This is a genomic window from Enterococcus ureilyticus (assembly GCF_001730315.1).
In the GTDB taxonomy this organism is placed as follows: domain Bacteria; phylum Bacillota; class Bacilli; order Lactobacillales; family Enterococcaceae; genus Enterococcus_L; species Enterococcus_L ureilyticus.
The window spans coordinates 179,069-201,535 of sequence record NZ_MIKC01000023.1 but is presented as its reverse complement, the minus strand read 5'-3'; the positions used below and the strand labels follow the sequence as shown (position 1 = coordinate 201,535).

Sequence of the window (22,467 nt, the reverse complement as noted above, 5' to 3'; positions counted from 1 at the left end):
TTTCTCATATCGAGAAAGTGCCTTTTTCCTTTGTATTCAAGATGATTATCAGTAGAGATATTTGGAAAGAAATTGACTTAAATTCAGAAATAATGATACAAAAGTATTTCTAAATCCTAACTTTACTTTTAGCTTTCAACTCTTCAATCTGTTTTTCCAAAGTAGTTGAACGCACTAAAAAATCTTCATAAAATGCTGTGAAAATATAAGAACTAGCATGGAACTCTTTGATAATTTTTTTCTTATTTAAAGGAATATCCCTATTCCCAAAAAAATTGTTTAGAACAGAGAGAGTTTCTTTCCATGAGTCAATCTGATTAATAGTATCAGTTAAACGATACATATCTTGATACGAAATTTCCTTAATTGGTTGCTTATTTTTTGTAGTAATGACTTCTTTTTTCGTTGCTTCATTCATTTTGTTTTCCTCCTATAGTTGTTTTTATAGATCGATATACACATTTATAATGTTCCTTTATACGATTATAACCTTTTAAAAAACCAATTACAAGAGAAATAGATGTTTTAAACTCGTATTTTTGACGTTTTATGTTGTAAAATTATGTACGAAGGGAGAGAGGTATATGCACGAAACAGATTTACGAATCTTTATATCAAAAAAATTAAATTACTTTCGACTGAAAAAGAACGTTAGTGCACGAGAGATGAGTTTAGCAATAGGACAAAGTGACAACTACATTAATTCGATTGAAAACAAGCGTGTAACTCCTTCTATCCAAATGCTGTATATTATTTGTGAATATTTAGATGTCCCAGTAAATGAGTTTCTTAATGAAACAAAGACGAAAGATTATTACTTAAAAGAAATTAATAAAAAATTAGTATCGTTAGAAAGCGAACAGTTAGAAAATATTTTAGCTATGTTGAAATCATTTTAATAGTATGCTCGATCAAAGATTAATAGTGTTATGCATTTGCTTTTTTAATAAAACACAAAAACCACTCTACGGCGAATAGAGTGGTTTTCTTGTACTTCTGTTGCAACTACGAATGAGTGGGGATAGAGGAAACTTGCTTTTAGTTATTGCCTTTCTCACCTAACCATTGAGAAAAACTGTAATCACGATACCTAAGTAAGCTGAAATTCGCTAAAAATTGTTTCCGCCTTTTCTTTCGCAGTGAATGCTACTATTTCATCTTCCTCGTTATTCCGCCACATTCCCACTACTCAAATAATTTCCTTTTTCATCCAAAGGTAACCAATCCAAGAAATTTTTCACATATTTATCCCAGAAGTCCCACTCATGTCCACCCTCATCTTCAATATAAGTAAGTGGAATTTCTTTATCATCCGCAAATGATTTAAAGCCTCGAACACTTTCAAGTAAGAAATCTTCTGTGCCGATTGGAAGATATATCTTAGGAATGTCTTGTTTGTTTTCGATCAATTGATTGATTAAATAGTAATAATCTTTATCACTAGCCTTGATCGTATCGATCCCTCCAAAGGCATTGTCATAAAAATCTAAACTCCAACCTGTGACGGATAGTAATTCAGAACGTGCAATAATTTGATCGATCATCAAACCGGGTGAAAAAGCACCGATATGGCTAAAGGTTTCATGGTATTTCAATCCGTTGATCATAGCGCCATAGCCACCCATTGAAAGACCAGCGATGAAAGTATCTTCTTTTTTATGAGACAAAGGAAACATGTTTCGCGTAAATTCAACCAGTTCATCTGCCACGTAGGCACCGTAGTTTTCACCACGATTTGGTTTATCGACATAAAATTGATTTTCACCGGATGGCATGATAACAGCTAGGTTATGCTCTTCAGCCCAGCGTTGGATTCGGGTGCCAGATAAATAATCCGTATAATTGCCAAAGGCGCCGTGTAATAAATACAATGTTTTTAGTGGTTTTTGTTGGAGCACTTCTTCTTTTCCAAATGAGATATGATCTAAAGGAATAATTGCGTTAAAGGTTACCGTGCGTGATAACATTTTTGAAATAAAGTTTACTTGTACTAAAGCCATTATGCATCCTCTTTTCTAATTTTTATCGTATCTTCTTGTATAGCAGTTTGTGCATTCTTTTTCTTTTGAACACTTAACAGAATAAAAGAGCATGCACTTAATAGAATGAGACCTATTCCACTCATTAAAAAGCTATCGGAAGCAGTTGTCATCCCAAAGGTTTTACTTAAGAAACTATTGATTGTGGGAGATAAAAAGACGCCTAAGTTGATCCCGACTAATAACACACCTGTCGCTAAGTTAGCGGAATTCTTCGGTGCAATTTGCCCAACTAACATAAACATGAAAGGCGCTGCTAAACTAAAAGCTAAACCTGAAACGATAGCACCAAGGGTTACAATCGCAACTGAGTTGGCGGATAAAATAATGATAAAGCCAAGACCGATACCTAATAGTCCAATTGGTAATACTAGCTGTTTTAACCACTTGAAAATCTGGCCATAGAAAACGCCGACAACAATCCCAACAATTGTAACGGAGCCTAAAATACTTGCGGCAGTTTCTGGTTTGCCAATGCCAGTTTCCACCAGTAAAGTAGCTGTTTTTAACATGATGACAAAAAATAAAGCGTATACAATTAAAGCGAAAAGCATTAAGCCGATGGTCGCTCCGTTGACACTTTCTTTTTCTTTTTTAGTGTTAGCGGTTGGATCATCTAGTTTTTCCGCTGCAGGTAAGGTCACAAAAAGAGCGAATAATGCTAATGGTAAAACGGTAATTGCGTAAACTAAAAAAGAATTCTGCCAACCAAATTTAGTAAAGTAGCCAACTAATAAGGTCATCACAGTGCTGCCAATCGACCCCATTGCTCCTTGAAGCCCCATTAAACTGGCCTGCTCATCCCCAGAATAAAGTTCAGTAATTAAACTTACGGCAAGGGCATTAAATAAACCGACTCCTGCTCCAAACATAAAGCGTGAGGCTAAGATAACTGTATAATTTTCTATAAAAACAGGAATAAGGCCAGAGATCAACGCAAGGCTGAGCCCTAATAAAACCGTCTTTTTCTTGCCTAGAAATTTAACAAAAATATTGCTTAACAAAACAAAAATTAAAATCCCAAAGTTTGGAACAGTCGCAATGAGTTCAATGGACGAAGTACTTTGATCTGGAAAAGACTGCTGCATCAAAGGGATTAGCGATGATACGGCCGGCCCTGCTACTAAAACTAATGAGATAGACAGTAGTGATGCTTTAAATAAAAAGCTGTTTTTATTCATGATAGGTCCTCCAATATGTTATTGTAATCGATTACAAGCAAAGGATATCATGAATTCACTCATTAAAAGGGGCAGAAGCTATCGGAAAAAAGGTCATTTTCTGCCATTCTGTTTTTTTCGATAGTCTAATTGATATTTTTTGGGTGTTTGCTGGAAAACGTCTTCGAAGGTTCTTCTGAATGATTTTTCGTTGGGGAAACCAACGATATCAGAAATCACATGAATTGGTTTTTCACTATGAAGTAATAGTTCTTGCCCTCGATTGATTCGAACTAGCTGGACATATTTCATGACACTTAATCCAAGACTTTTTTTAAAAAGTTTGCTTAAATAATTCGTTGACATATGAAAGTTGTTCGCTAAAATTCCAACAGATAATTCTTGCTGATAATTTTCTTGGATAAAGGAAATGATCGGCTGCATCTGACCTAAATTTCGATGGTAGACATTTGAATTGATCGGCATTTTTTCACGATGCATCCAATCTTTTGCCATTAGGTAGATTATTTCGTAAGTTAAACGGATTAATTGTAGCTCTAAAAACTCTTCCGGTTCCCGTCTGACTAGATGATAAAACTGACTTAGCGCTTCCCGTAATTGATTGACTTGTGCAAGTTTTCCAGAAGGGAGATTATCAAAACGCATAAACTCAAAGTGAGGAATCAGCTTACTTAAAAAGTCATAAGGTATCTGGATTGTCAATGCTTCAAGATCGGCGCAATAACTGGAAACAGCGCCATGTACCTCAGCTGAATTAATGAACAAAATTGTGCCAGGCTCTGTTTGATAGGTAACGTTGTTGATTGTATAGTTTTCAATTTTTCCAGAATAGGTGTAAGAAATTTCAAATGACGTGTGCCAATGAGGCAGCACAGGACCTGTGGAATGGTCTGCACCATGAACAATCCAATTGATAGGAATCAATTCGTGTGTATATTCAATAAATTCATGTTCAAAAGTCATGTTGAGCCTCCTTAATTTTTTTCGTGCCAGTAACTTTTTGGGGTCATATTTTCATATTTTTTGAATACTTTAATGAAATAACTCGTATCGTTGAAGTGAAGTAATGAGCTGATCGTGTTTAAATCGTACTGTTTAAATTCTAATAATCGTTTACTTTCTTCTATTCTTTGCTTCATCACATATTGATTAAGGGAAAGTCCTACTTCTTTTTTAAACAGTTTAGATAAATGAGGCACAGAGTAATTGGTGTAAGCTGCGATTATCGGGATAGATAAATTCGAGTAGATATTTTTATGAATGAATTCACACGTTTTTTTGACCGTGGTAGAGTACTTGATATAGTTGTATTTACGTACCTCTTTACAAAATAATAGGAGTATTTCTAAGACGGGTGGTTGCGCGCCCTGAAAGTGATTTTTTCGTTCAATATCTTGAATCAAGTTGTCGCTTAAAGTATACGCTCGTTCATACGGAACGCCGCCTTTAATCGCATATCTTGTGGAAATCGCTACGGCTACAATCAAGATGTTTTTTTGATTCCTCAATTCTGATTCAGTTGAAAGTAGGCCTGTTTGGCTATTTTTTTGAAAAGCGTAATAGTCTCTTTTTAATCCTTCTTCGTTACCGTTCATGACTTCGATAAACATAGCCTCTTCACTTTCGAAGTCGTGATGATAAAGTTGTTGTTCAATTTGCTCACTTAGTACTTTTTCAATAATCGTTTCTCTTAGGTAGAGAATATTTTGATTTAGAGACTGAACTTCTTTAGCTGTGAATTCTTTTTCCTTCATAAATAGATGAATGGTTTCAGAAATCTTCAATAACCGGTCGTTATGAGAAATGAAATTGCCGACTTCATCATCAATGAATAGACAGACCAATTGATTTAATTCATGGATATCATAAGCGAATAATAGCAATTTTTGTTCTTTGAAATAGTAATTATGAATGATACTTGTTTGCGTGATTATTCGTTGAATTTGTTTATCTGTCAACTGATGATTGGTAAGATTCTTCTGGTGACTGATCTGTCCATTTGTTTTATCCACAACAATATAAGAAAAAATAGCGATATCGGATAGATGGTTCAAAAATTTTATAAGCGCTATCATTATTTTCAGCTCCTTTGATATAAAAATACCATTAATCATAAAATTATACTATTATTTCTTTCTAAAATGAGTAGAATACAATTGAAAGCGCTATTAAAATCTTGTCAAGAGATAATAGGAGGAAAGCTGTATGACTGAATTAACTACTCACTTTTTAAGTATTGATATTGGTGGCACCTACATGAAGCACGCCTTAATTAATCGTAGTGGCCAAATTATTTTTGTGAAAAAAGAAGAGACACCAGAGAATATTGAAGAGTTCAAAAGCTGTTTAACTGGTATTCTTGATCAATACAAAGGACAAGTTAAAGCGGTAGCTGTCAGTTGTCCGGGTAAAATCGATTCAAAAGAAGGAGTTGTCTATCATGGTGGAGCGTTGGTTTACTTACATCAGTTTCATTTGAAAGAATTTATTGAATCTTATATGAACCTGCGATGTGCCCTAATGAACGACGGTAAATCAGCTGCACTTGCTGAACTGTGGTTAGGACAATTAAAAGACATCGAAAATGGCGGTGTGATGACACTTGGTACAGGTATTGGTGGCGGTCTTGTTTTAAATAAATCACTTCACTCGGGTAGCCATTTCCAAGCAGGAGAGTTAAGTTTTATGCTCCTTTCAACGAATGTTCCAATCAGCTTGGAGACTGTGGCGGGAGCGAAAGGTTCTGCAGTAAATTTCATTCGACAAGCATCAAGCCTGTTGAATTTAGATAATCCGTTAGATGGTAAAAAAGTTTTTGAGGAATTAGAAAAGAAAAATGAGTTGATTTATCCATTATTTGAAGAATTCTGTCGTAATGTGGTGATTGTGATCATGAATGTTCAATCCGTCGTTGATTTACAGCGAATCGCTATTGGCGGCGGTATCAGCGCACAACCAATTCTTGTAGACGAAATAAAACAGCAATATCAACGATTACTTGCTTCAGTTCCATTGTTAGAGAATATGCTAACACCAGTAGAAATTGTCCCCTGTCATTTTAGAAACGAAGCTGGATTGCTAGGGGCTTTATATCATTTACTTGAAGAATTAGAAGGAAATTGAGCATTTAACGTTTAGGAGGAATACTAATGGCACGAGAATACGATATAAAATTAGTAGAAGCAATCAGAAATAAACAATATACAGAAACACGTCGTGATGTGACGGTCATGGTAAAACCAATTCCAGATTGTGCTATTGACGGCGCCATGGATCCACGGGTGTATAAAGGGGCTAAAAAAATGAGCCTACTGATGAAATTTATCCCCAAAAGTATGCTGAAAATGGATGCTAGCCCAAAATCAATCAAACGTTTGCGAAAAATGTTTAATAGCGTAGATTCAACACCCATGGTTGAAGAGGACATTAAAGAAATGACTTTTACGATTAAAGCGGAAGATGGTTTTGATATTCCCATGACTCGTTTTCAATCGGAAAAACCGATGGCTCATTCACCTGTGCTCTATTTTATTCATGGCGGTGGCTTTTTTGCTGGTAGTACGGATGTTGTGAGAGAAGCCTTGAGGTTATTTGTTAGTCAAACCAATATGATTGCGGTCAGTATTGACTATCGTTTAGCACCTGAAAATCCTTTCCCGATCGGGCATAAGGATTGTTACACTGGCTTAAGATGGTTAGCTGACCATGTGGAAGAATGGGGAGCTGATAAGCGGAGTATTTTCGTCGCGGGAGATAGCGCGGGTGGGAACTTAACAGCGTATTGTAGTAATCGAAATATTGAAGAAAATCGTGACGATGTTTGTGGTCAAATTTTACTTTATCCGACGCTTAATATGGGTGGGATCAAGGATGAATATACTGAATTTGATATCGATCACGATGTAGCGATTTACGCAAAGCAAGCGAGCGTTATTCGTCCTGGAATTGAAATTTTTAGTGAAATGACGACTAGTTTATCTGATATTTTAGGAACAAAAGACACTTTAAATAAATACCTAACACCCTACATGTCAGTCAGTGAAAAAATGCCAACAACGATGATCTCCTCAGGAGAGCATGATTTCTTAACCTTTGAAAGCTTAGCTTATGCTAAAAAATTGGTTGATTTAGGGGTGGATACGACCTTTACTTTATACAAAGGCATGGGGCATGCATACATTGATCATGTAGGAAATTATCCACAGGCAGAAGATTGCATGCAAGATATAAGTGAATTTATTAAGAAAAATAGGAGATAGAAAATAAAAAAACAAACAAAAATCGTTTTTGGTTTAATTGCTTGTTTACTACTTATCTTTACTTTTACTGATTTACAGATTTCTGAAACGCTTTACAATCCAAAGAGTACGTTTGGCTGGTTCTTTGAATCGTTTGGAGAAGTGATTATCGCGTTGATTGGTTGTTTTAGTACAGTTGGAATGATCAGAACGAGCAAAGGGAAATGGTCATTCTATTAGGAACTCTATTTTTTGTTTGATACCTTTATGTTGTGTGGATGTCAACGTTCCCGCTGATTGATCAACTCAGCAGCTGAGTTTCTGAAACGGATTTACTACGAAAGATGACTTTGTGTCTTTTCCTTCGGGACATTCGGATCCCTTATTTCTGGTGTATGGATCATCTGTGTGATGCTAATTCATGTTATTATGAGCACTCACTTTGCAGTGATGTGTTAATGGAGGTAACAATCGTGTTGCTTTTAAATATATATTGAAGAAAAATGGTATCCTTCTATTGAAAATAGGACTCATTAAAAATAGATATGTTTTTGCGAGAAATGAGCAATACCTATCCATTTTTGAGTATTTACGAGGGCAAAACTTAATTAAATGTTTTTTCACTTTTTCAAATGAACATTTTACTAGCATAATGAATTACAGCAATTCAGGAAATAATCACGATGTATGCTTTGTATAGCATATTAAGTGGTTTGATTGAAGCGACGCCAATATGCATTTTGGAAAAAATGAAAATCGATTTTCGAAAGGAGGCGTACCGATGACAAAATTTCAACAGGATGAACTTCAACAGTTAATAAAAAATTTCCTGTTTGAGCAAAATTGTATAGAAACCTATCATCATTGTATTTCTGTGGGTGACTATGCTTTTGAATTGGGAAAGCGCTATTTAGAAAACCCTGAGCAGGCTAGGATTGCAGGATATCTCCATGATATTTCCGCGATTTATCCAAATGATCAGAGAATCGCTGTAGCAAATAAAATGGGTATAACATTGTATGAAGAAGAACTAGAATTTCCACTGATCATCCATCAAAAAATCTCGAAAGAAATTGCGTTGAACGAGTTTAATATTACGGATGAAGCAATTCTGTCAGCTATTGAGTGTCACACTACGTTAAAGGGGCAATATACGGATTTGGATTTAGTTTTATTTATAGCGGATAAGATAAAATGGGATCAGGTAGGCGAGCCGCCTTATCTTGTAGGGTTAATGGAGGCCTTAGATAAATCTTTAGAAAATGCTGCGTATTATTATGTAGATTATTTGTTGAATCATAATATTAAGGTGATTCATCCATGGTTGTGGGAAGCGTATTTAGAATTGAAGCATGATTTAGGATGAATTTAAATTTGGGGAGTATGTTAGTGGAAATCAAAAAAGATTTTCTGCCAGCACTTTTTTGAGCATTTAAATACAAAAAAACAAATTGATAAAAGGAAAGCATAGTAGTTATTAAATCACATAGTTAGCATAACAAAGAATTATACCAAGCTCCAACAATATCAACCTTTTCAATGACTGAAAATAGCAAAACTAATTGGTCTACCTTAAAATTTAAACAGAAACCTTATTAAATCAAGATTTCTGTTTTTTCGTTTTCGTGGATATCATTTATCTTTATTGAGGAAGTTTGTTCTTAAAAATTATCTAAATTTTCACTTTGCTTTTTGAATGTCTCTTTTACTTTTTTTCCGAATTGTCCTTTGATAGAATTTCCCATACTTTCGGAAACACTTGCCATATTTTCTTTAACTGAAGAGAGCTTCGTTTCGCCACTTTGTTTCGCTGTTTGTTGATTAGTGTGTTTTTTTTGATTCATGGAATGACCAATTGCTGAAGCAATGGCTTCTTTCTGTGCCTTTTTTTTAAGTTCCTTTGTTGCATCGTCTAGCATCAAAAATCACTCTCTTTCTTAGCTAATTCCTGATCAGATAATATCCGAATCTCACGATAATAGGTCTCATCTAATTCTTCTATTTCTTGCTCGATTTGTTTTCGGTCATGTTGTGCTGCTTCATAGACCTCATCTTTCAGCCGCTCTAACTTATGTACAGCTTGTATAATAAATTCTTGATCTGGAACGTAGTCTTTTAAATAGTAGTGTGTCCTATCTGCAATTTCTTCTAAATCGCGTATTCCTTGGTCTCTTTGAAAAACAATATCATCTTCTTTTTCTTCAAATTGACGTTTTTTCTTTAGGTAATCTATTTTTATTGCTTCTTGTTGATCCAACTGAATACTCCTTCCTCTAAAAAAGTTGACTGGACAACTCCTTATCGCTTTGAACAAGTTTATCAATCCCCGCTTTAATTTCAGAAGCAAGGCTATCAAAACTTTCACCGAGCTGTTTTGCTTTCGCTATTTGTTCTTCATAAAAGGTTGTAGGTTCTGTAACAATACTGGCTTCTGTTGCTCCAACTGAAGCCAACGCATCAATAATTTCAGAGTCATTCAGTTCTGTTCCGATTGAACGAGCATGTTGGAGTCCTTCTGTCCAAACTTCTTTTGCCTCTGTAATCGCATCTTGATAGATTGTGATCACGTCAATTAATCCGTCTTTCATTGTTTGCGAGGCGGTCGTTACAGCCAATAAAGCTTCACTGTTATCTAAATAGATTTCTTCATTCTTTGATAAGCCACCACCACTGGATTTTAGTTTTTTTCTCAATTTTTTTAGTTCTGAAAGATCAAGTATCTTATAAGCTCCATATAGTTTTAAATACTCTTTTACGCGAGCTTTTGCTTCCTCATCGTCTCCCGTCCAGAATTTTTTATCCCCATTTTTTTTCGCCCAATTTTTGGCAGCTAGTTCTACTTGCGCTTTTGTCATACCTGGGGCAAAGATACCATCTTTTGCTAAACGATCTAAATTTAGTGTGTCCCCATCAAAGTATTTAGCCAGGGTATTATGTCCATTGAATCCTATTCCTTCAATACGTGACACAGTTCCATAAGTATGATCACGTCCTGAAAGATTCGCCCAAGAATCGTTTTGATATCGTCGCAACATTTCGGGATTACTTTTCAGCCATTTCAATTGATCATCTGTGAGCGTTCCAAATTGATCACGTCCCCAGTCATCAAAACTTGTTGTTTGAAAACCCATTTTTTTACCATGTTCCGCGGCCATTTTCATCATGTAGCCACCGGATTGACTAAAACCGGCAACGTCAGTAATCGAGCCGTTATGTTTGGCTATTTTAACTTGTGTTTCGTTTAAAAAAGCTTGTGCACCCTCATATTCCCCTGAAAGCCCTCCTGCCAAAGCGCCACTTGCAGTAACATAACCGTTGGCTCCTGTTTCCTTATGCGTATTGGTTCCAGCGTACACAACAGCTACATTGTTATAGTCAGGTTTCCCATTGACGATAGGGGCGATAGCCATTGCATTTAGTTGGCTATCTTCATCACTTGCTACTTTATTTATGATTTGATACTCTCGTTGTTCATTTCCAACATTCAATCGAATTGGGTCATCGATATTTTTAGACTGAACCGTTTCTTTAGTGGTATCAATTGCTTTTGCTAAAACTTCTGTTGTGATTTCATTACTCATAAATTTTTACCTCTCTTAATAAGTTAGTTCGTGAACTGTAATGTTGTAAACAACGTCAGCTTTTGAGCTACCCTTAGAAGATTTTTTTATATTTTCAAAATCTAACTTATCTTTTGTGTTCGCTTTTCCAATGGTACTACGTAGTTCCATTTCTAATGCTGAATCTATATTAGTCGGATTCAGATACTCAGTTAATACATATTTTTTTAAGTCATCATTGTATTCAGTTTCATCATTTAATCGGTATTCAATCGTGACAAATGTTTTATTAGAGACAAACACTTTTACATAACTATTCACATAATTTCCTAAAATAGAAGAACCAAAAGTAGGAGAATTCCGCCATTCTACCCCTACGCCTTGCCATTCAATTTTTTCAATTCCTTCATAATTTTTGACCAAATAATCTGTTACATAGTTTTGGATAAGTTCAATCCCATCTTGATAGCTTTTTTCTACTGCTTTTTTATCCATATATTTTTTTCCTCCTATAAACAAACTAATAAGTAGAATAATTCCTAATATAATTCCAAGTTTCTTTTTCAATTCTTCACCACCGAATTTTTTAGCTTAACAGTTTTTTTTGTTGTATCAATCGCTTTAGCTAAAACTTCTGTTGTAATTTCGTTACTCATAAAATATCTACCCCCACTAGTAAGTCAACTCATGAATTTTTGTATTGTAAATAACTTGAGCTTTTGGACTTCCTGAACTATTTTTCATTATATTCTTAAAAACTAGCTTATCTTTTTCTTTAAGCTGTCTAGTGGTATTTCCTATCTCCATTTCTATGATTGAATCTAAGTTAGTAGGGTTCATATAATCTTTTAAAACATATTTTTTTGAATTATCATCATACTCAGCCTCCTCAGTTAGGGTAAATCTTATAATAAAAAAGTCCTTTTCAGAAACAAATATTCTAGCTTTACTATTTACATAATTTCCAAGTATAGACGACCCAAAAATATCTGAATTTCGCCATTCTACACCTACGCCTTGCCACTCAATTTTTTCAATACCTTCATAATTTTTAACCAAATAATCTGTTACATAGTTTTGGATAAGTTCAATCCCATCTTGATAGCTTTTTTCTACTGCTTTTTTATCCATGTATTTTTTCCCTCCTATAAACAAACTAATAAGTAGAATAATTCCTAATATAATTCCAAGTTTCTTTTTCAATTCTTCACCACCGAATTTTTTAGCTTACTAAACAAAAAATCTGGAGACAATCGCTCCAGATCTCTCTGAAATTTTTATAGTCCACGACCAATCGCAGAAGAAATAGTTTGATCCGTTTCTTCCACAATGGTTGCGACTTCATTTAACTGCTTATTGATTTGATCTAGTAACTCCGCAAACTCACTTACTTTTGGTTTTAAGGCAGTGAATTGATCGTTAAAGCTGTCAAATCCTGAACCTTCCCAATTTCCTTGAATGGTGTCTTGTTCAGATTGTAGTTTTTGTAGAATGTCCTGAACTTGTTGTGAACCATCTGTGTATTTTGTAGCAGATGTGCGTAGTTCCTGTGGTGATAATTTAATGCGATCTCCAGCCATGTGTGATCTCTTTTATTTATTGAATAAGTTCTAATTTCAGTCTAGCACAATAAGTTGTTTATTTTTATCAATATATTTTAAAAAGATCTATATTTCTGATAAAAAATAAGCCTTTTGACGGATTCAATGATTATTCTTGTAATGGAACGAAGCAAAAGTTGAAGGAAGAGTGTGGATTTAGATTGCTTGGAGGAGCAGTCTAAAAATAGGGAAATAGAGGATAAACTCATCCATGGATAAGTTTATCCTCTAAGCTTAGTATGTTGCACTACCTAGTTTATCTGCTTAATCAATAGATAAACTATTTGCTGAACCTTTATAAAACGCCTCTAAAATCTCGCGCACTTCATCCGTCGATTTCGTCCCCATCAATTTCACACGTAAATCACTGGCACCAGGGAAGCCTTTTACATAAATCTTAAAGAAACGATGCAGACCAACAATTGAGCGTGGCACGATTGTTGCATAATGATCTTGTAAATCAAGCTGCATCTCTAATAATCCAAGCAACTCTTTCGGCGAATGTTCTTTCGGTTCCTGTTCAAACGCATAAGGGTTTTTAAAAATCCCGCGACCGATCATGATTCCATCTACACCATATTGCTCTGCGAGTTTTAGACCTGTTTGACGATCAGGGATATCGCCATTGATCGTAATCAAGGTTTGCGGTGCAATGTGATCACGGATTTTCATGATTTGAGGAATCAAGTCCCAATGGGCGTCGACTTTACTCATTTCATTCCGTGTCCGTAAATGAACAGAAAGATTGGCAATGTCTTGTTTCAATAAATGTGTGAGCCAAGCGTCCATTTCAGCGATGTCTGCGTATCCGATTCGTGTTTTGACACTAACGGGTATCCCACCTGCTTTGGCCGCTTCAATCAGTTCAGCTGCAACTTCAGGGCGTAGAATCAGACCGCTCCCTTTTCCACGTCCCGCTACGTTAGGGACAGGACAGCCCATATTGATGTCGATTCCTTTAAAGCCCATTTCGGCTAGTCCAAGACTCATTTCTCTAAAAAACTCAGGCTTATCACCCCAAATATGAGCAACCATTGGCTGTTCATCCTCAGTAAACACTAAACGTCCACGTACGCTTTCTTTCCCATCTGGATGGCAATAGCTATCCGAATTTGTAAACTCAGTAAAAAAGACATCTGGTGCACCTGCTTCTTTGACCACATGGCGAAAGACGACATCAGTCACATCTTCCATTGGTGCTAAAATAAAAAAAGGCTTTGGTAGTTCTGCCCAAAAATTATTCATCATTCTATAATCTCCACTCTATTGCTTTCGGTTATATTCTAAAAAACATACTCATTATACTAATAATACTAGAAAGAATCAAAGGGAAGAGTTGTACTTCAGCTAAGGTTAGTGTTAGTCGTAATACAAGTTAAAGCTAGAAAGTAAAAATATTTTGCTTATTTTTAGTAAGTATATTATACTATTGTTATCAGTTTAGTTCTAAACTAAAAGGAGGTTCAGACAATGGAAAAGCTATCATTTACAGAAAAAGTAAAATTAAGCTGTTGGATGTCCATCTTGCAGTTCGTTCAAAAGAGCAATGTGCAGTCTAATGAGTTTTTAAAACAATATGATCTAAATGCTTCAAAATTTGATATGCTTCATCAAATCCAAGAAAATCAACCAATCACACAAAAGGAGCTAGGAGAGAAATTACTTATCTCCAAGGGTGGTGTTTCGCAAATGATCAAACAGTTTGAAGCAGACGGCTGGATTACACGCCAACAAGAATGGAAAGAAAAATATATATCCTTGACAGCTAGAGGACAAAAACAGCTAGATAGTTGCTTTATTGCCCAAAGTAAGCAACAAGCAGCGGCTTTTGACAATTTAACGAAACAAGAAGTCTTGCAGTTAGCCAAAATCAGTCAAAAATTAATGAAACAGTCAACAGAATAAAACGATGGAATAGGAGTGTAGGGAAATGAACAAAAAAATGAATGAAACATTTGGTATTGATTCATCAAAAGGCATGGAAATCGGGTTATATTCACTAGGAGATCACGTTAAAAACCCAATGACAAGCCAGCTGATCAGCGAGCAGCAACGAATCAATGACATTATTGAAGCGGCAAAATTTGCCGATGAAGCAGGAATCGATGTATTTGGTGTTGGTGAAAGCCATCAAAGTCATTTTATTGGGCAAGCGAACCAAGTGATTCTATCGGCAATCGCAGCACAAACAAAAGATATTAAAATTTCTAGTTCAGTGACAGTTTTAAGTACCAATGATCCAGTCCGAGTGTATGAAGAATACGCTACCTTAGATTTGATTTCTAATGGTCGTGCTGAAATTGTGGCAGGTCGTGGCTCTCGTGTTGGGGTTTATGAACTTTTAGGGTTTGATTTAAAAGATTATGAGGAATTGTTTGAAGAAAAAATGCATTTGTTAAAACGATTGAATGAAGCAGCACCTGATGAACGAATCAATTGGGAAGGGGCATTCCGCGCTCCTTTACAAAATGCTGAAATTTTACCGCAACCACTGCGTGGACAGTTGCCTGTTTGGCGAGCAGTAGGAGGACCGGCAGATAGTGCGATCAAAGCTGGATTAGATGGCATTCCAATGATGTTGACAACACTCGCAGGACCAGCACCGATCTTCAAACGTGCGGTGGATGCTTATCGGATGTCGTTAACTGAAGCCGGCTATAATGAAAAAGAATTTCCTTTGGCTACAACGAGTTTGTTTTATGTTGCTGAAACTGGTAGCCAAGCACGGAAAGAAATGTATCCATTCTTAAATGCTGGTTGGGGTGCGATTCGTGGCGGAACCTATCCAAAACAACATTTTGCTCAATCACAAGATACCAGAGATACGCTAATGGTAGGAGGCGTCAATGAAATTATCGAGAAGATGTTGTATCAATATGAACTTTACGGCCATCAACGCTTTATGGCGCAAATCGATTTTGGCGGCGTGCCACTTGATCTTGTTAAGAAAAATATTGAATTGATTGCGACAAAAGTGATGCCAGAAGTGAAAAAGCATACGAAAGGCTAGGGGGAAATAAGATGAAAATCGTAGCGATAATCGGTTCAGCTTTTGGTAGTAAATCAAGAGTGGCTGTCAATTATACGATCAATAAAATAACAGAAGTTCGAGCAGATGCTGAAGTAGAAATCATTGATTTTTCTGATTTACAGTTTCCATTTGCTGATGGGCGAGAGTATCTTCAATATGAAGGTGAGGTTGGTCAAGCATTGAAAAAGATGATGGAAGCAGACGGGTTGATTATTGGCACACCTATTTTTCAAGCATCGATGCCGGGCACCTTAAAGAATTTATTTGATATGTTGCCAGTGAATGCATTTCGCAATAAAGTGGCGGGAATGATCGTTACGGCTGGATCAGAGAAACACTTTTTGATTCCTGAACAACAAATTCGCCCAGTTCTTAGTTACATGAAGGCTAATTTAGTGCCGAACTATGTGTTTATCACGGACAAGGATATTATCCGCCAAGAGATCAAAAATCCTGATATTGAATTTCGTTTGGATCGGTTTGTAGATGATTTCTTCTTGTTATTGGATACCTATCAAACCATGATCCAACAAAAAGAAACGGCTTATGATTTTTAAAAGGTACGGATTAAGTTTGTGAGGATTGGGACATCGCTCCGTGAGTCGTGATGTGACCCCCAAAAATTGTATTTTCCACGTACAACTTTTGGGGGTCACATCATCATTGCATTTCTGCAGAGGATTGTACTTATGAATTAGGGGAAAAGTGTTTGGATGAACCTTAGAAGGCTCAAATTGTGGGATACTTGCATGATATTTCAGCCGCCACATTAGTTACCTAAATTCTTTTGGTTTTTGAAATGATAGACTAACAAAATAAATCCTATAATGAGAAATAGGCCGATCCAAGTTAGAAAAACGCTCAGCTCTTCATTTGTTTTCGGAAAAACGTTTTGTATAGCTTGTTTGAAGATTGAAGGTTCTCTGTATACTTCGACAGTCACTTCACTCACAATCGTTTCACTATTTGCAATGCTAGGATAATAAAACAAACTACTTGTCAAGGCTAGAAAGAAGATTACTAGGGTTCTATTTTTTTCTTTTATAAAAAACATACCCTGATCCTCCCAAAATAAGTAGAGCGGCAATGCCAGCAATAATGATCCAGATTTTATTGTCTTCAGCCAACACTTCTAAACCTTCATCAAGACTACGTGAATCGGAGCGTGAGATCGTAAAATCACTTTCCCAAACTTCATTGATCTTCTCAGATTTCCCACTAGTTTTTAATACATAATCTCCAGCTTTTAGTTTGGAATTTGTCAGAGACAATTCAGGGGAAAATAGACTATTTGGTGCTACTTCGATGTTTGCCATACTATTCTTAAAAAGAACCTTCGTGGGTTGGCCTTTTTTATAGATTTCAAATGAGAGGGTTAGGTCTCGTATGATATTCGGCATAGGGTTTTGGAAGGACAAATTTAGAAATCGTTCAGGTTTTTTATTGACTAATGTTAAGCCTTTATAGTTCATTTGGCTTTTATCATTTTCTTTATTGACTCGAATTTTAATGGGAACATTGTAAGCAAAGGTATTATTTAAACCCTCGTTTGGCTGTTCTGTTGCTTTTTCGCTCACATTCACTGCACCTAAGATTGTCCCATCAAAATTCTTTAGTTCAGCGTTCAAAGCGATGCTCATTTGTTGTGTGCTATTCGCTTCAACTGTGATTTCCTGTTGTTTTACCTTAGCAATCTGTGAGAGCTTATATTGTTGGTCCTCATCGTATTTATGATCTATGGCATAGCTAATTGCGCCATCTTTTGTTGTCATCCCATCCAAAATAGTGACAGTGATTACTTTTTCCTCAGTAGATTCGTTCACAACCAATAACTCAAGTGTTTGGTCGATTGAGGAGGATGTGGCGATATTAAAGTAATCTTCCGTGTTTTCTATCTGGTTTTCTGGAATCAAAGGCTTGAGGTAGTAAGCTGTTTCCTGCGCAAAAGCTGTATTTGGGAGCATAAGTAGAAGCAATAAACTGGCTAGTAAAAATAGTGGATAGTAGGATAGACTTTTTACTTTCATTTTTTCTAGACTCCTTTATAAAAAAATTTGATAAGAGACTAAGGTTCTAACTCAAAGAGTTATCCCTCAGTCTCTCATTATTAAGCTTACACTTTAGGTGTCAATGTCCAAGTAATATTGGCACCATATACGCCTGATTGTAATAGATTACTTTGTCCAATTACTAATTGAGGATTTAGTGTTAGTGTTTTTCTTTCAGTGTTGCCTTCTTGATACCCGATTGTAAACGCTTGATGCTCATCACTATCAGTCATTGTTACCTTAGCGTTTGGTGTTAATGTGTTATCTTGTGTGGATGGTTCTAAAACAACACCTAGTTTATTTAGTAAAAAGCCTTTATTTCCAAAAGGACCGTCTGTTAGCTTTGTTTTAACTGTCCAATCATCTTTTTCGCCAGTTCCTTTTCGTGTATCAAGGACACTGATTGAGGCTTTTCCAGCTTCTTGTTCGTTCAAAGTAGATGGATTATCTTTTGTGTTTAGCTTTTCAAAAATAATACTTGCTTCGGTCGCCGCATTTTCACTAAATTTAACGGTACCTGCTGTGGTAAGGTTTTCTACTTCGACAATCGCATTACTTTTCGCAGAACCTTCTGCATCTTCCTCTGTTTTAACTGGAGGCATCACGATCAACTCGTTAGCTGGGTTAAAAGTAAAGTCTAAAGGTAGTGCTCCTGTGTATGGTTCATGCTCGACCGTAATCGTAATATCTTGACCTGTTGCATCTTTTCCATTTCTAGCATAGGTGAATCGTCCGCTGTTTAATTCTGTTAATTCTAATGTTGCGGCATAGTTACTGCCTACAGAAATATGTGTTCTTTCTTTATTATCAAGAATAACATCGTAATAACCGAAATCACCTCTTGATTTACCTTCTGTATCAAAGAATTCGTATCTTCCTGATTTGTTATCGTAACGGGCTAAGCCTAGATACCCTCTATTGTATTCAGAAACATCATTGCCATTCTCATCAAGTGCTTTTGTTCCTTGCCAAAAAGTGGAACTAAGAATATCTATCCCTGGTTGATCTTTGATGATTGTACCGGTTTCTTTAGAGCGGACAGGTGGTTGGGATGTAAAGGTTAATTCCCCACTATAAGGAACATGTTCTACAAAAACGAAGCCATTTGAGCCATCCTTTTGCACACCTTCTCTACGATAAGTAAACATATCTTTGTCTAATCTGACCATATCAACAACTGCTCGATAACCAAGTTCTGAGAGTAAGATTCTTTTTTTACCGTCTGGTGTAACGAAGAATACCCCTTTATCCCCTCTAGAAACATTGGTTTGCTTGTCAAAAAACTCATAGCGATTCGTACTTGCGTCATATTTTGCTCGTCCGATAAAATTACTATTTTGACTGGTTACGTCATTTCCTTGTGCATCGTAAACGAATGTTCCTTCCCAATTCGTTGAACCTAATACTTTATTTGGTTCAAACTCAGACGCAAAGGCCTTTGAGCCGTTCATTACAGCGAGTAACGTAAACAATACTGTAAATACTACATAAACATAACTCCCCTTAAACGTTACTTTGTTAACCATTTGTAAAACCTCCAATTTTTTATTGTATAACTATATTTATACTAATTAATCTTACTTCAAGTAAGTAAACGTAGAGTAAACAAACTATAAACAAACTATAAATTTTCTTATAAATCTAAAAATAGGCTACTCCTATTCTAAAATACTAGAAACAAGTAGCCAATTTTTATTCAGGTTCAGTTAGTTTTTAATACTAAACAGAATTTGCAAATATCTATAAATCGTAAGCTGAAGCAAAACTTCAGGAATACCGCATTCAATATTCAGTCATGAACACTGTATCTTGTTCCGTTTAGTGGATAAAATAGTGATCAAACAACGGTCCATTCATTAAGTGTCTTGCCATCGGCATCGATCAGTTCTAACCAGCTGTTTGTGCCGCCAAAGTATAAAAATAAGCCAACCTCGTTGACACTTTTTAAGAGGATATCTTCAGTTGTAGTGAAGTTTTTTACTTTATCTTTGTGGTCTTCTCTGATTCGTTGGCCCATTTTGGCAGAGAAGCCCAAAGAACCATCTTTGTTAAGAGGGGGAGTTGGCATCATGGTTGCACCAGCTTTTAGCAACATTTCGTTTCTTTTATGCCAAAGTACAGTAGCCTTACTGTCTCTCGTATCGATAAAAAATTCTATTTGGCTGACTTCTTTCGTCCATTTATGCCGAGCTTTAGCAGGTTTGGCTTTTTTGGGTTTTTCCTGTTGATTGAAGGGATAGCCAAATTTTGTTAAAACTAATAAGACATTTTCTTTGTAACTAGCCACTGTTTTTTTAGAATTTGTTGGGATTTTTGTTGGGTGTTGTATATTTTCAGTAAGTTGGATACCATTTTCAGTTGCTTCAGTGATGAAAAGTTGCTCTAAATAGTCAAGTTCGATATCCCAAGGTGGAGTAATGATGATCTGTTTATTATAATCTAATTTACTATCAGCAATAGCACAATCCAATCGTCCGATGGCTACAACGGTTTTGTCCTTAATTAAAAAATAGACCGCTGGATGAGCTGTTTCTAATTGGATATCGGGTAGCTCAAGTATTTCAAGGCTGCCTTGGTTATTGGAAAAGTGGATGGTTGTTTTATTTTCAGTGATAAGAACGTCTAATTTAATTTCCATGTTATGCTCCTTTAGAAAAATGATGTCGTTTTCGTATGGCAATGATCAATTCTGATTTTATCATGAAAAAAGAAATAAGTCTTATAACCAAAGGCCACTTGAATTTAAGATGGAAGAGTTAAGTTTGACAAAACTAAATTTTTGTTATGAGAGTTATTCTCACTGGAATTCCGTGTGAACTTACCGTATTTTCATTTTGTGTAAGGTAAGTTAATAATATGACGTGCATATTTTGTTAGGTAAACCTTGAATTGGTTAGGATTAAAATAGATTAAGTTATGATGTGTTTATGAGAATGCGTTCATTTTTAGGGTTAGAAATTAAAAAAATAGGTTTGAAAAAGTTTCGGTAACTTGTTATTCTGTTCTGTAAATTGACGAAGGAGGCTCCAATGGTGAAAAAATTCATAGATAACAACTTTTTGAGCCAAAATGATTATCAAGTTGCACTGGAAACAATCGTTGCCCCGCTAAGAGAACCGCTACTTACTTCTGACACACCTGGGCTGTATTTAGGCAGTAGCGGTGCAGTGTACGACCAACAGCGTGCAAATATGGAAGCGCTTGTTCGACCGTTGTGGGGGATTGCGCCTTCTTGGACCAGTCGAAAAGATGATGTGTTAAAAGAGTCTTATATCAAGAAATTAATCAGAGGAACTGACCCAACTGACCCACAATATTGGGGAATAATCGAAGAGTATGATCAGTATATTGTTGAAACTGCCGCTTTGTCTCTGACGTTATTATTGCATAAAGAATATTTTTGGGATGACCTATCGAAAAGAGCGCAGAAAAATGTGATCCATTGGATGGAGCAAGCGTTGGAAAGAAAAATTCCTAAAAATAATTGGACTTTTTTTAAGGTGCTGATTCGAACTGCATTGCTTCATTGTGGTGAGGCATTGGACCGTAAAGCGCTCAAAGAAGAGCTAAAATTGATTGATTCGATGTATATTGGCGCAGGTTGGTATGTAGATGGGAAACAAACGCAAAGAGATTATTATATTCCTTTTGCATTTCATTATTATGGGTTGATTTACGCCACCTTTATGAAAGAAGAAGATCCTGAATGGTCGCAACGGTTTATTGAACGAGCTACATTATTCGCACATGATTTTATTTACTATTTTGATGATGATGGCGAAGCATTGCCATATGGTCGCAGCTTGACCTATCGTTTTGCGCAAGGCGCGTTTTTTTCGGCGTTGGTTTTTGCAGATGTCGAAGCGATTCCGTGGGGAGCGATGAAATCCATGCTCTCTACACATTTGGCTACTTGGCTGAATCATGATATTTTTACCTTCGATGGTCGTCTTTCAATTGGTTATCATTATGAGAATCTTGTAATGGCAGAAGGATATAATGCACCTGGGTCGCCTTATTGGGCATTGAAAACATTTTTATTGCTAGCAGTAAAATCAGATCATCCTTTTTGGAGTGCTAAACCGTCACCAGTAAAAAAAGAATCTAAAAAACTAATGGAAAAAGGAAATATGCTTTTACTAAATGAGTGTTCAGGACATCATTTGTTAGGCTATCCAGCAGGAATGCTAGTTGAAGGCCAAGCGCATGCAGAAGCGAAGTATAGTAAATTTGTTTACTCAACGAAATTTGGTTTTAGTGTACCCAAAACTGGTGTTTATTATGAAGCAGGAGCGTTTGATAATACGCTGGCTGTTTCTTGTGATGGCCAGTATTTTCGCACAAAAAAAGAAGTGATCAGCTATCAGTTAACGGAGACGTATGTTTCTTATCAATGGTCTCCTTTTGAACAAGTGACCATTGGGACAGAGATTTATCCTTTTGGTCAGTGGCACCTACGTGTACATGAAATTGATACAAAAATTCCTTTATATATTCGGGAAGGAGGGTTTAGTGTACCTGTATCAGGTAACAAACCGCAAGCGAAATCGGGAGAAAATTTTGGAGTAGTGACTGCAGGTGATCTAACTTCCCAAATTGTTGCAGTTGCAGGTTATGAAGAAGTGCTGATAATTCGACCTGAGGCCAACACTTCGCTATTTTTCCCAAGATCAAGTTTCCCATGTTTGAAAAGTAGCTTGCCACCTGGAAAACATCGTTTGCTCTGTTTAGTCGGAGGAATCGTCAAAAGTGAAGAAGGAGTAAAATAG

At 36.1% G+C, this 22,467-nt stretch carries 24 protein-coding genes; 8 read left to right on the top strand and 16 right to left on the bottom strand.

Annotated features, from left to right (window positions below; genetic code table 11):
* Positions 1 to 109 precede the first annotated feature (109 nt).
* The gene (locus BCR24_RS10050) at positions 110 to 418 is read right to left on the bottom strand and encodes a hypothetical protein (protein ID WP_069640417.1); all 309 of its coding nucleotides are present in this window, start codon (positions 416 to 418) and stop codon (positions 110 to 112) included.
* A gap of 166 nt (positions 419 to 584) precedes the next feature.
* Between BCR24_RS10050 and BCR24_RS10045 the strand changes: the two genes are divergently transcribed.
* Positions 585 to 899: a helix-turn-helix domain-containing protein gene (locus tag BCR24_RS10045; RefSeq protein ID WP_010763472.1), complete on the top strand. Its 315-nt coding sequence runs from the start codon at positions 585 to 587 to the stop codon at positions 897 to 899.
* 267 nt (positions 900 to 1,166) lie between these two features.
* On the opposite strand, the gene BCR24_RS10040 is transcribed toward BCR24_RS10045, so the two are convergent.
* The 4 genes from BCR24_RS10040 to BCR24_RS10025 form a co-directional block, all read right to left on the bottom strand.
* A complete protein-coding gene (locus BCR24_RS10040; protein WP_069640416.1) occupies positions 1,167 to 2,000 on the bottom strand; it encodes an alpha/beta hydrolase in 834 nt (277 codons plus the stop codon).
* Entirely contained in the window at positions 2,000 to 3,220 is a 1,221-nt protein-coding gene (locus BCR24_RS10035) for an MFS transporter (protein ID WP_069640415.1), read from the bottom strand. The genes BCR24_RS10040 and BCR24_RS10035 overlap by 1 nt, the downstream gene beginning before the upstream one ends.
* Positions 3,221 to 3,313: 93 nt before the next feature.
* Positions 3,314 to 4,183, bottom strand: a complete 870-nt coding sequence (locus tag BCR24_RS10030; protein WP_069640414.1) for an AraC family transcriptional regulator — start codon at positions 4,181 to 4,183, stop codon at positions 3,314 to 3,316.
* Between the two features lie 11 nt (positions 4,184 to 4,194).
* Entirely contained in the window at positions 4,195 to 5,295 is a 1,101-nt protein-coding gene (locus BCR24_RS10025; protein ID WP_069640413.1) for a helix-turn-helix domain-containing protein, read from the bottom strand.
* A 130-nt stretch (positions 5,296 to 5,425) separates the two neighbouring features.
* Here BCR24_RS10025 and BCR24_RS10020 point away from each other — a divergent pair, with 130 nt between their 5' ends.
* The 3 genes from BCR24_RS10020 (at position 5,426) to yqeK (ending at position 8,824) form a co-directional block, all read left to right on the top strand.
* The gene (locus BCR24_RS10020; RefSeq protein ID WP_069640412.1) at positions 5,426 to 6,343 is read left to right on the top strand and encodes an ROK family protein; all 918 of its coding nucleotides are present in this window, start codon (positions 5,426 to 5,428) and stop codon (positions 6,341 to 6,343) included.
* Positions 6,344 to 6,369: 26 nt separating this feature from the next.
* Positions 6,370 to 7,479, top strand: a complete 1,110-nt coding sequence (locus BCR24_RS10015) for an alpha/beta hydrolase (protein ID WP_069640411.1) — start codon at positions 6,370 to 6,372, stop codon at positions 7,477 to 7,479.
* A gap of 760 nt (positions 7,480 to 8,239) precedes the next feature.
* Positions 8,240 to 8,824, top strand: a complete 585-nt coding sequence (gene yqeK, locus BCR24_RS10010) for a bis(5'-nucleosyl)-tetraphosphatase (symmetrical) YqeK (RefSeq protein WP_069640410.1) — start codon at positions 8,240 to 8,242, stop codon at positions 8,822 to 8,824.
* 295 nt (positions 8,825 to 9,119) lie between these two features.
* On the opposite strand, the gene BCR24_RS10005 is transcribed toward yqeK, so the two are convergent.
* The 7 genes from BCR24_RS10005 to BCR24_RS09975 form a co-directional block, all read right to left on the bottom strand.
* Positions 9,120 to 9,377, bottom strand: a complete 258-nt coding sequence (locus tag BCR24_RS10005) for a hypothetical protein (protein WP_069640409.1) — start codon at positions 9,375 to 9,377, stop codon at positions 9,120 to 9,122.
* Positions 9,377 to 9,715: a hypothetical protein gene (locus BCR24_RS10000; RefSeq protein WP_069640408.1), complete on the bottom strand. Its 339-nt coding sequence runs from the start codon at positions 9,713 to 9,715 to the stop codon at positions 9,377 to 9,379. The genes BCR24_RS10005 and BCR24_RS10000 overlap by 1 nt, the downstream gene beginning before the upstream one ends.
* A 16-nt stretch (positions 9,716 to 9,731) precedes the next feature.
* A complete protein-coding gene (locus tag BCR24_RS09995) occupies positions 9,732 to 11,039 on the bottom strand; it encodes a hypothetical protein (RefSeq protein ID WP_239574167.1) in 1,308 nt (435 codons plus the stop codon).
* Positions 11,040 to 11,054: 15 nt separating this feature from the next.
* Positions 11,055 to 11,585: a hypothetical protein gene (locus tag BCR24_RS09990; RefSeq protein WP_069640407.1), complete on the bottom strand. Its 531-nt coding sequence runs from the start codon at positions 11,583 to 11,585 to the stop codon at positions 11,055 to 11,057.
* A gap of 105 nt (positions 11,586 to 11,690) precedes the next feature.
* Positions 11,691 to 12,221 carry a hypothetical protein gene (locus tag BCR24_RS09985; RefSeq protein ID WP_069640406.1) on the bottom strand — a complete coding sequence of 177 codons (531 nt, stop codon included), beginning with the start codon at positions 12,219 to 12,221 and terminating at the stop codon, positions 11,691 to 11,693.
* 74 nt (positions 12,222 to 12,295) lie between these two features.
* The gene (locus tag BCR24_RS09980; protein WP_069640405.1) at positions 12,296 to 12,598 is read right to left on the bottom strand and encodes a WXG100 family type VII secretion target; all 303 of its coding nucleotides are present in this window, start codon (positions 12,596 to 12,598) and stop codon (positions 12,296 to 12,298) included.
* A 285-nt stretch (positions 12,599 to 12,883) separates the two neighbouring features.
* Complete coding sequence (locus BCR24_RS09975) at positions 12,884 to 13,867, bottom strand: tRNA dihydrouridine synthase (protein ID WP_069640404.1); 984 nt, start codon at positions 13,865 to 13,867, stop codon at positions 12,884 to 12,886.
* Positions 13,868 to 14,089: 222 nt separating this feature from the next.
* Between BCR24_RS09975 and BCR24_RS09970 the strand changes: the two genes are divergently transcribed.
* From BCR24_RS09970 to BCR24_RS09960, 3 genes are read left to right on the top strand one after another with little or no spacing between them, the layout of a single operon-like run.
* Complete coding sequence (locus BCR24_RS09970) at positions 14,090 to 14,524, top strand: MarR family winged helix-turn-helix transcriptional regulator (RefSeq protein ID WP_069640403.1); 435 nt, start codon at positions 14,090 to 14,092, stop codon at positions 14,522 to 14,524.
* Between the two features lie 25 nt (positions 14,525 to 14,549).
* Positions 14,550 to 15,629: an LLM class flavin-dependent oxidoreductase gene (locus BCR24_RS09965; protein ID WP_069640402.1), complete on the top strand. Its 1,080-nt coding sequence runs from the start codon at positions 14,550 to 14,552 to the stop codon at positions 15,627 to 15,629.
* A gap of 11 nt (positions 15,630 to 15,640) precedes the next feature.
* Positions 15,641 to 16,207, top strand: coding sequence for an NADPH-dependent FMN reductase (locus BCR24_RS09960; RefSeq protein WP_069640401.1), 567 nt, complete (start codon positions 15,641 to 15,643; stop codon positions 16,205 to 16,207).
* Positions 16,208 to 16,419: 212 nt separating this feature from the next.
* On the opposite strand, the gene BCR24_RS17415 is transcribed toward BCR24_RS09960, so the two are convergent.
* The 4 genes from BCR24_RS17415 to BCR24_RS09940 all read right to left on the bottom strand — a co-directional run bounded on the left by BCR24_RS17415 (position 16,420) and on the right by BCR24_RS09940 (position 20,336).
* The gene (locus BCR24_RS17415; protein WP_069640400.1) at positions 16,420 to 16,704 is read right to left on the bottom strand and encodes an LPXTG cell wall anchor domain-containing protein; all 285 of its coding nucleotides are present in this window, start codon (positions 16,702 to 16,704) and stop codon (positions 16,420 to 16,422) included.
* Entirely contained in the window at positions 16,679 to 17,677 is a 999-nt protein-coding gene (locus BCR24_RS09950) for a WxL protein host-binding domain-containing protein (RefSeq protein WP_069640399.1), read from the bottom strand. The genes BCR24_RS17415 and BCR24_RS09950 overlap by 26 nt, the downstream gene beginning before the upstream one ends.
* Before the next feature lie 86 nt (positions 17,678 to 17,763).
* Positions 17,764 to 19,224: a DUF4822 domain-containing protein gene (locus BCR24_RS09945; protein ID WP_069640398.1), complete on the bottom strand. Its 1,461-nt coding sequence runs from the start codon at positions 19,222 to 19,224 to the stop codon at positions 17,764 to 17,766.
* A gap of 311 nt (positions 19,225 to 19,535) precedes the next feature.
* On the bottom strand, positions 19,536 to 20,336 hold the full coding sequence (locus BCR24_RS09940) for a hypothetical protein (RefSeq protein ID WP_069640397.1): 801 nt from the start codon (positions 20,334 to 20,336) through the stop codon (positions 19,536 to 19,538).
* A 391-nt stretch (positions 20,337 to 20,727) separates the two neighbouring features.
* On the opposite strand from BCR24_RS09940, the gene BCR24_RS09935 reads away from it, so the two are divergent.
* On the top strand, positions 20,728 to 22,467 hold the full coding sequence (locus BCR24_RS09935) for a DUF2264 domain-containing protein (RefSeq protein WP_069640396.1): 1,740 nt from the start codon (positions 20,728 to 20,730) through the stop codon (positions 22,465 to 22,467).

Bases quoted from the DNA above. Each gene is read 5' to 3' on its own strand.
- BCR24_RS10050 (WP_069640417.1), bottom strand. From the start codon at position 418: ATGAATGAAGCAACGAAAAAAGAAGTCATTACTACAAAAAATAAGCAA.
- BCR24_RS10045 (WP_010763472.1), top strand. From the start codon at position 585: ATGCACGAAACAGATTTACGAATCTTTATATCAAAAAAATTAAATTAC.
- BCR24_RS10040 (WP_069640416.1), bottom strand. From the start codon at position 2,000: ATGGCTTTAGTACAAGTAAACTTTATTTCAAAAATGTTATCACGCACG.
- BCR24_RS10035 (WP_069640415.1), bottom strand. From the start codon at position 3,220: ATGAATAAAAACAGCTTTTTATTTAAAGCATCACTACTGTCTATCTCA.
- BCR24_RS10030 (WP_069640414.1), bottom strand. From the start codon at position 4,183: ATGACTTTTGAACATGAATTTATTGAATATACACACGAATTGATTCCT.
- BCR24_RS10025 (WP_069640413.1), bottom strand. From the start codon at position 5,295: ATGATAGCGCTTATAAAATTTTTGAACCATCTATCCGATATCGCTATT.
- BCR24_RS10020 (WP_069640412.1), top strand. From the start codon at position 5,426: ATGACTGAATTAACTACTCACTTTTTAAGTATTGATATTGGTGGCACC.
- BCR24_RS10015 (WP_069640411.1), top strand. From the start codon at position 6,370: ATGGCACGAGAATACGATATAAAATTAGTAGAAGCAATCAGAAATAAA.
- yqeK (WP_069640410.1), top strand. From the start codon at position 8,240: ATGACAAAATTTCAACAGGATGAACTTCAACAGTTAATAAAAAATTTC.
- BCR24_RS10005 (WP_069640409.1), bottom strand. From the start codon at position 9,377: ATGCTAGACGATGCAACAAAGGAACTTAAAAAAAAGGCACAGAAAGAA.
- BCR24_RS09995 (WP_239574167.1), bottom strand. From the start codon at position 11,039: ATGAGTAATGAAATCACAACAGAAGTTTTAGCAAAAGCAATTGATACC.
- BCR24_RS09980 (WP_069640405.1), bottom strand. From the start codon at position 12,598: ATGGCTGGAGATCGCATTAAATTATCACCACAGGAACTACGCACATCT.
- BCR24_RS09975 (WP_069640404.1), bottom strand. From the start codon at position 13,867: ATGATGAATAATTTTTGGGCAGAACTACCAAAGCCTTTTTTTATTTTA.
- BCR24_RS09970 (WP_069640403.1), top strand. From the start codon at position 14,090: ATGGAAAAGCTATCATTTACAGAAAAAGTAAAATTAAGCTGTTGGATG.
- BCR24_RS09965 (WP_069640402.1), top strand. From the start codon at position 14,550: ATGAACAAAAAAATGAATGAAACATTTGGTATTGATTCATCAAAAGGC.
- BCR24_RS09960 (WP_069640401.1), top strand. From the start codon at position 15,641: ATGAAAATCGTAGCGATAATCGGTTCAGCTTTTGGTAGTAAATCAAGA.
- BCR24_RS17415 (WP_069640400.1), bottom strand. From the start codon at position 16,704: ATGTTTTTTATAAAAGAAAAAAATAGAACCCTAGTAATCTTCTTTCTA.
- BCR24_RS09950 (WP_069640399.1), bottom strand. From the start codon at position 17,677: ATGAAAGTAAAAAGTCTATCCTACTATCCACTATTTTTACTAGCCAGT.
- BCR24_RS09945 (WP_069640398.1), bottom strand. From the start codon at position 19,224: ATGGTTAACAAAGTAACGTTTAAGGGGAGTTATGTTTATGTAGTATTT.
- BCR24_RS09940 (WP_069640397.1), bottom strand. From the start codon at position 20,336: ATGGAAATTAAATTAGACGTTCTTATCACTGAAAATAAAACAACCATC.
- BCR24_RS09935 (WP_069640396.1), top strand. From the start codon at position 20,728: ATGGTGAAAAAATTCATAGATAACAACTTTTTGAGCCAAAATGATTAT.